This is a genomic window from Helicobacter burdigaliensis, assembly GCF_003670295.1.
Classification (GTDB): domain Bacteria; phylum Campylobacterota; class Campylobacteria; order Campylobacterales; family Helicobacteraceae; genus Helicobacter_D; species Helicobacter_D burdigaliensis.
The window spans coordinates 74149-81878 of sequence record NZ_QXJG01000006.1; the positions used below are offsets into that span (position 1 = coordinate 74149).

Consider the following 7730-nt stretch of genomic DNA (forward strand, 5'->3'; position numbering starts at 1 on the left):
TGATGGAAACGATAATTTATTTAGCACTTTTTGCACCTTTGGTGGGGAGTTTGTTTGGGATTCCTTTTGCAAGTAAGCGTAAGTTTCAGTTTGTGGGGGTTTTTGCCTCATTAATGCTATGTGTTTCTTTTGTGGCTTCACTTTTGCTTTTAGTGAATGTTTATCAAGGAGGTGCATTAAGTGTAACGCTAATGGATTGGATTAGTGTTGGCTCTTTATATATCCCTTTTGGTTTTTTGGTAGATAGTGTAAGTGCCATTATGATGGTAGTGGTTACTTTAGTGTCTCTTTGTGTGCATATTTATGCTATTGGCTATATGAGCCATGATAAAAGTTTTAATAGATTTTTTGTTTATTTAAGTGCTTTTGTTTTTTCAATGCTTATTTTAGTGATGAGCGATAATTTTGCTGGATTGTTTATAGGTTGGGAAGGTGTTGGGCTTTGTTCTTGGATGTTGATTGGATTTTGGTATGATAGAGATAGTGCCTCATTTGCTGCAAATGAAGCTTTTATAGTTAATCGCATAGCAGATCTTGGAATGTTGCTTGGAATCTTTTTAATCTATTGGACTTTTGGAAGCTTGCAATATGGGGAGGTTTTAACAAAAGTTTATGAAGCACCCAAAGGTTTATTAATCGCCATTGGAGTATTGCTTTTTGTGGGAGCTATGGGTAAAAGTGCACAATTCCCTTTGCATACGTGGTTGGCAGATGCGATGGAGGGTCCCACACCTGTATCGGCATTAATCCACGCTGCTACTATGGTAACTGCTGGGGTTTATTTGGTGATTAGAGCAAATCCTCTTTATTCTTTAATCCCTGAAGTAGGCTTTGCTATTGTAAGTCTAGGTGCATTTGTAGCAGTATTTGCTGCAAGTATGGCTTTAGTCAATAGAGATTTAAAGCGTATCATTGCTTATTCTACTCTCTCACAGCTTGGTTATATGTTTGTGGCTGCTGGGCTAGAGGCTTATTGGATAGCACTTTTTCATCTTGCAATCCATGCTTTCTTTAAGTCTTTGTTGTTTTTAGGGGCTGGAAATGTAATGCATGCTATGAATGATAAGCTTGATATTTCTAAAATGGGTGGGCTTTATAAAAGCATGAAATGGACTGCGATTTTAATGATTTTAGCTTCTATTGCACTTGCTGGTATTTATCCTTTTTCAGGTTTTTTCTCGAAAGATAAGATTTTAGAAGTGGCATATAATAGTGGAGCATATATTTTATGGGGCATGTTGCTTTTAGGAGCATTTTTGACAGCATTTTATAGCTTTAGGCTGATTATGCTTGTATTTTTTGGAGAAAGAAAGCATGAAGAACACCCCCATGAAGCCTATTCTTTTATGATTTATGCAATGCTTCCTCTTGGGGTTTTAGCGGTATTTGGAGGATTTTTAGAGCCTATTTTTCATCATTTTGTTATGCAGACTTTACCCCAATATGAAGCAAAAATAGCCAAAAATGTGCTTTATGCTTTAATAGCAATTACGCTAATTGTCGCATTAAGTGGGATTTTGTTTGCTATTTTTAAATACAAAAAGGGAGGCTTCTCTAGCAAATGGGAAAACACCTTTATTTATAAACTTTTATTTAATCAATATTATATTCCCCTTTTATACGATAAGCTTTTTATTCAAAGCTATAAAAGATTATCTAAATTTGCTTGGTTAAAGATTGATAAGAAAGTGATTGATGCAATTGTTGATGGTATTGCTAAAATGTGTGAGGGAAGTGGAGAAAGATTACGCGTTGTGCAAAGTGGGAATCTTTCTAGTATGCTTTGGATTATGGCTTTTGGATTATTCCTTTTATTATTGTTTGCAGTGTTTTGGAGATAGCTTATGAATTTATTGAATTTAATTATATTTTTTCCTTTCTTAGCTGCTATTTTGGGCTTGATGATTAAAGAGAATCTTAAAGCTTATGCGGTTGTGGTTGCATTTTTAGAGTTTGTTTTTACTTTATTTTTATGGCAAGGATATTCTTTAGAAGAGGGTGGTTTTCAGTTTATTACACAAATCCCTATAGCCTTTAATGAAATTAGTTATCTAGTAGGGATTGATGGAGTCTCATTGTTTTTAGTTTTATTAAGCTCTTTTATTATGTTAATAGGCTTTATCTATCTTAATGAAACAAAAGATACCAAAAAACTTATTATCTCCTTACTTTTTTTAGAAGGGATTATGATAGGCGTATTTTGTGCGCTTGATATGATTTTGTTTTATATCTTTTGGGAGCTAAGCTTAGTGCCTATGCTCTATATCATCGGTGCATGGGGTAGTGGAAGTAGAATCTATGCGGCGGTTAAATTTTTCTTATATACATTTTTAGGTTCTATTATTATGCTTGTTGGAATTTTGTATTGTGCGTATTTTTATGCAGAAACAACAGGTGTTTGGAGTTTCTCGCTTTTAGATTGGTATAGTATAGAAGCAATGCCAAAAAATATTCAAATGTGGCTTTTTATGGCGTTTTTCTGTGGATTAGCAGTGAAAGTTCCACTTTTTCCATTCCATACTTGGTTGCCTTATGCACATGGACAAGCTCCGACAATTGGTTCTATTATCCTAGCTGCAGTGTTGCTTAAAATGGGGACTTATGGATTTTTAAGATTCTCCATTCCGCTTTTTCCAGATGCTTCTGTGGCATTTGTGTATCCTATTGCTATTTTGTCTTTAATTATGATTATTTATGGGGCGATTGTGGCTTTTGGACAAGAAGATATTAAACAAGTGATTGCATATAGCTCTATTTCACATATGGGTGTGATTATGATAGGGCTTTTTTCTTTTGTTAGCGAGGGTATGAGTGGGGCTGTATTTTTTATGCTAAGCCATGGAATTATTAGTGGGGCTTTGTTTATGATGGTGGGTATGATTTATGAGCGTCGTCATACTAAGTTGCTTAGTGAATTTGGTGGGATTGCTAAAGTTATGCCAAACTATGCGGCTATTTTTGGCTTTATGATGATGGCTTCTATTGGACTTCCTTTAACAATGGGATTTGTTGGGGAGTTTTTATCTTTGCTTGGTTTTTTTGCAGTTTCTAAGAGTATGACTTTACTCGCAGGATTAAGCATTATCGTAGGTGCGATTTATATGTTAAACCTTTATCGTAAAATGTTTTTTGGTAAAGTTAGTAATGAAGCAAATTTGACCTTAAAAGATTTAAGTTCGCGAGAGTGGAGTGTGCTTGTGCCTTTAGTGGTGATTGTAGCATGGCTTGGAGTGTATCCAAAACCTATATTAACTCCCATAGATAAAGGTGTAAAAGAAGTGATTATGCTTGTAGATTCACGCATTAGTGAAGAATCCACAAAAGAATTTATAGAAAAAACCAAAAATAATCTTGAAGAAATGTGGGGGGCAAATTAATGTTAGCAACACCAACTTTTTCATTAGCAGAATTAAATTTTGTAAGTATAGTGCCTATGCTTATTTTGCTTGTGGGTGCACTAATAGAACTCATAGTGGGAATGTGCCTAAAAAACACAAACAAACAGCTTTATGTGGTGCTTTCTTTGATATTTTTAGGATTGTCTTTGGGTTCTTTGATGTTTGTAGATGGGGTGAGTGGCGTTAGTGCATTTTATGGAATGATAGTGATTGATTCTTTTGCATTTTTAGGATTGGTGATTATTTTGCTTGCTGCTTTATTGTTTTTGCCTCTTACGCTTACTTCTAAAAAATTCCATGATTTTTCTTATTATGAATTTTATGCTCTCTTTTTATTTATGTGTGCTGGATTTGCCTTTATGGTTTCAAGCACACATTTAATTGTGATTTTCTTAGGTTTAGAAACAGCTTCTTTGGCACTCTATACGCTAATTGCAATGCATAATCGCAGGACTTCTTTTGAATCTTCTATTAAGTATTTTGTAATGGGAGCTTTAAGCGCGGCTGCTTTTGCATTTGGTGCGATGTTACTTTATCTGGCAACTGGGCATTTAGAAATTGGTGCAATTTGGGAAGTTTTAGAGCTACAAGAGAGTGGAAAAAATCAAATTTTACTTTTTGCCTCTATGGCATTTTTTATAACTTCTTTAGGGTTTAAGCTATCGTTAGTGCCTTTTCATACTTGGACGCCCGATGTATATGAGGGTTCTAATGCCTTTTTAGCAGGATTTATGTCTATCGTGCCTAAAATTGCTGGTTTTGTGGTGGCGCTTAGAATCTTAAGTCTCTTTTTGCCAAATGAGGGTGTGCAATATCTTTTTTATGCACTTGTAGTTATTACAATCACTTATCCAAATTTAGTAGCCTTAGTGCAAAGCGATGTAAAAAGAATGCTTGCATATAGCTCTATTTCTCATGCGGGTTTTGTTTTTAGTGCTATTTTAATAGGTGAGGGAGCTTATATGGCTCTTTTTATGTATTGGTTTTTGTTTTTGTTTGCAAATCTTGGTGCATTTTCTATGCTATGGGTATCACGCACAAAAGAGCAGATGTGGGATAAACGCTACGACCACCCTTATGAAAAATTTTCAGGACTCATTAAAACTTCGCCTATTATTGCTGTGATTATGGGGATTTTTATGCTTTCTTTAGCGGGGATTCCGCCTTTTTCGGTATTTTTTGGGAAGCTAGAGATTATGCGTGTTGCTATTTCTAATGGTTATATTTTCCTAGCTTGTATAATGGCTATAAATAGTGCTATTGCGGCATATTATTATTTAAAATTAATTGTATATATGTTTTTAAAAGAACCTCTTGTAGAAAATGGAGAGCTTTATACGCAAAATGCTACATTGCCTTTAAAGATCATTATGGCGATTGCTGCGATATTGTCTAGTTTTGCGATTTTTTATTTGGATACTTTGATATTAATTATTGGATCAGTATTTTATTATTTGTAGTTTCAGATAATTAAATTTAAGGCTACTTTTTGGGGGCCTTAAGGGGTTTTAAGAAGCTTTTTTGGGAATAAAACTTGACAAGGGAAATATTTTAGAATAAAATTACACCATTACTTTTTCAAACTGCAAAATTTTAAGAAACTGCTAGGAAGCTTTTGCGAGAGCAAAAGTGCCACAAGTTTTACAAATTCATTTTACTTAAATATAATCTTCTTAGGCTTTGCAGAAATCACCAAAGGGATAAGATGGGCGAAAATAAAGAGTATAAAAAAGACTATAGTAAAACAAGAACGCATACACCCGTAGAGGGGCATACCATTGAAGAGTTGCGATCTTTACCAATTAATAAGCTTGCAGATATTGCTAAATCTTTAGGGATTGAAAATCCACAGGAATTTTTGCGCCAAGAGCTGATTTTTGAAATTTTAAAAACACAAGTAAGTAAGGGTGGCTTTATACTTTTTACAGGGATTTTAGAGATTACACAAGAGGGTTATGGATTTTTGCGTGCGATTGATGAGAATTTTTCGGGAACACAAAATGATGCTTATGTAAGTAATACGCAAATCCGTCGCTTTGCATTAAGAAATGGGGATATTGTTACAGGACAAGTGCGTTCTCCTAAAGATCAAGAGCGTTATTATGCACTTTTGAAAGTGGAAGCGATTAATTATCAATCTCCAGAAGAGATGAAGAATAGACCTCTTTTTGACAATTTAACTCCATTATTCCCAACGGAGCAAATTAAGCTTGAATATAATAGCTTTAAAATCACAGGAAGAATGCTAGATTTGTTTTCTCCTATTGGAAAAGGGCAGAGAGCGCTTATCGTAGCTCCTCCAAGGACGGGTAAAACAGAGCTTATGAAAGAGCTTGCTTATGGGATTACGCATAATCATCCAGAAATTGATTTAATCGTTTTGCTTATTGATGAGCGTCCAGAAGAAGTTACAGATATGGAAAGAAGTGTTAAAGGTGAGGTTTATAGCTCTACATTTGATATGCCTGCAATCAACCATACGCGTGTAGCAGAACTCGTAGTAGAAAAAGCAAAGAGAATGGTTGAGATGGGAAAAGATGTTGTGATTTTATTAGATTCTATTACGCGTCTTGCAAGAGCTTACAATACCGCAACTCCAAGTAGTGGTAAAGTGTTAAGTGGTGGTGTAGATGCAAATGCGTTGCATAAACCAAAGCGATTCTTTGGAGCTGCAAGAAATATAGAAAAAGGTGGTTCGCTTACTATTATTGCCACAGCTCTTATTGAAACAGGCTCAAGAATGGATGAAGTAATTTTTGAAGAGTTTAAAGGGACGGGTAATAGTGAGATTGTGTTAGCAAGAAATATCGCAGAGCGTAGAATCTATCCTGCTATGGATATTCTAAAAAGTGGAACAAGAAAAGAAGAATTATTACTTGGCAATGATAGATTGCAAAAAGTTTGGGTATTGCGTAATGCAATTCATCAAATGAATAACGAAATAGAAGCTTTAACTTTCCTTTATTCTCAAATGCAAAAATCAAAGGATAATGAAGAGTTTTTAAATATGATGAATGATAGTGCAAAGGATTAAGATGACTCCAAAGAGGATTGGTGTCTTTGATAGCGGAGTAGGGGGGCTTAGCGTTTTAAAAAATCTACTAGAAACTAAAAAATTTCAAGAAATTATTTATTATGGAGATACAGCAAGAGTTCCTTATGGCACAAGGAGCAGAGAAGTTATTGCTAATTGTTCGTTAGAGGCGCTTGGATTTTTTAAAAAATTTGATTTAGATTTGCTAGTTGTGGCTTGCAACACTGTGAGTGCTTATGGACTAGAAGCCATGCAAAAAAATGCAAATTATCCAGTTGTGGGTGTGATAGAGCCGGGGGTTTTAGCTTTACAAAATAAGATCTCAAATCCACAAGCCAAAATTTTAATTTTAGGCACAAAAGCTACAATTACAAGCAATCTTTATCAAGAATTGCTAAATTACAAGGGGTATAAAAATCTAGAAGCAAAAGCAACAAGCCTTTTTGTGCCACTTGTGGAAGAGGGGGTATTTAGCGGAAAGCTTTTAGGAGAATGTATGGATTATTATTTTAAGGATTTACAAAAGCCAGAGGCGATTATTTTAGGTTGCACCCATTTTCCACTTATTAAAGAAGCTATTTCAAACTATTTTAATAATGAACCTCTTTTAATACATTCAGGAGAAGCGATTGTGGAGTATTTAGAGAAGTTTTATATTTTGGAAAATGCAAAACAACAAACAAAAATAAGTTTTTTTGCAAGTGATAGTGTAGAAAAAGTAGAAAAAACTGCGAAATTATGGCTAAAATATTAATGGATTCTTGTCTATATTGATTGTAGAACTTCCTATTTCTTACGATATAAACGAAATAATTTTTATTTCCAATCTTATACTTATGCAACAATCTTATTGAAAAATATTTAAGTAATATACTTTTTATTTGTGAAAATGAGAGCTTTATTGTTTAGTTTTTTTTTGGTTAAAATTTAATTTATTTATTATTTAAGTATAGATTAAACTTGCTAGAGCATCGTGATATATTGCAAAGAATTTTATATTAGTATAATACTATCTTGAAATGTTTTTAGTATAATTAGTATTATTTTGTTTTTAGGTTAAGAAAACTAATAAGCAAGCACTCCGGACTATTCAGCCTGAGATATTTTGCTAACTTACAAGTTTTTATATTGTATATACTAAAAAATAATATCTAGAGTGTGTTTTATCTTTTTGCTTTTCTCTCCTTGCTTTTGTTTATCCTAACTCTCCAATCCCCCCTTTCCCTCCAACCTCTAAATCTTTCCCCTATAAATTTCTCTCCCATTCTCTTTCTTATCTTTTTATTCCTCCCTATAAA

The 7730-nt window shown here is 33.9% G+C and carries 5 protein-coding genes; all 5 read left to right on the forward strand.

Annotated elements, in window-relative coordinates; translation table 11 throughout:
• Positions 1–2 precede the first annotated feature (2 nt).
• The 5 genes from nuoL (at position 3) to murI (ending at position 7186) form a co-directional block, all read left to right on the forward strand.
• On the forward strand, positions 3–1841 hold the full coding sequence (nuoL, locus tag EBF09_RS03980) for an NADH-quinone oxidoreductase subunit L (RefSeq protein WP_121763842.1): 1839 nt from the start codon (positions 3–5) through the stop codon (positions 1839–1841).
• Positions 1842–1844: 3 nt separating this feature from the next.
• A complete protein-coding gene (locus tag EBF09_RS03985) occupies positions 1845–3377 on the forward strand; it encodes an NADH-quinone oxidoreductase subunit M (RefSeq protein ID WP_121763843.1) in 1533 nt (510 codons plus the stop codon).
• The gene (gene nuoN, locus EBF09_RS03990) at positions 3377–4858 is read left to right on the forward strand and encodes an NADH-quinone oxidoreductase subunit NuoN (protein ID WP_121763844.1); all 1482 of its coding nucleotides are present in this window, start codon (positions 3377–3379) and stop codon (positions 4856–4858) included. Before EBF09_RS03985 ends, nuoN begins: the two co-directional genes overlap by 1 nt.
• Positions 4859–5103: 245 nt before the next feature.
• On the forward strand, positions 5104–6432 hold the full coding sequence (gene rho / locus EBF09_RS03995; RefSeq protein ID WP_121763845.1) for a transcription termination factor Rho: 1329 nt from the start codon (positions 5104–5106) through the stop codon (positions 6430–6432).
• Between the two features lies 1 nt (position 6433).
• Positions 6434–7186, forward strand: coding sequence for a glutamate racemase (gene murI, locus EBF09_RS04000; protein WP_121763846.1), 753 nt, complete (start codon positions 6434–6436; stop codon positions 7184–7186).
• Positions 7187–7730 lie beyond the last annotated feature (544 nt).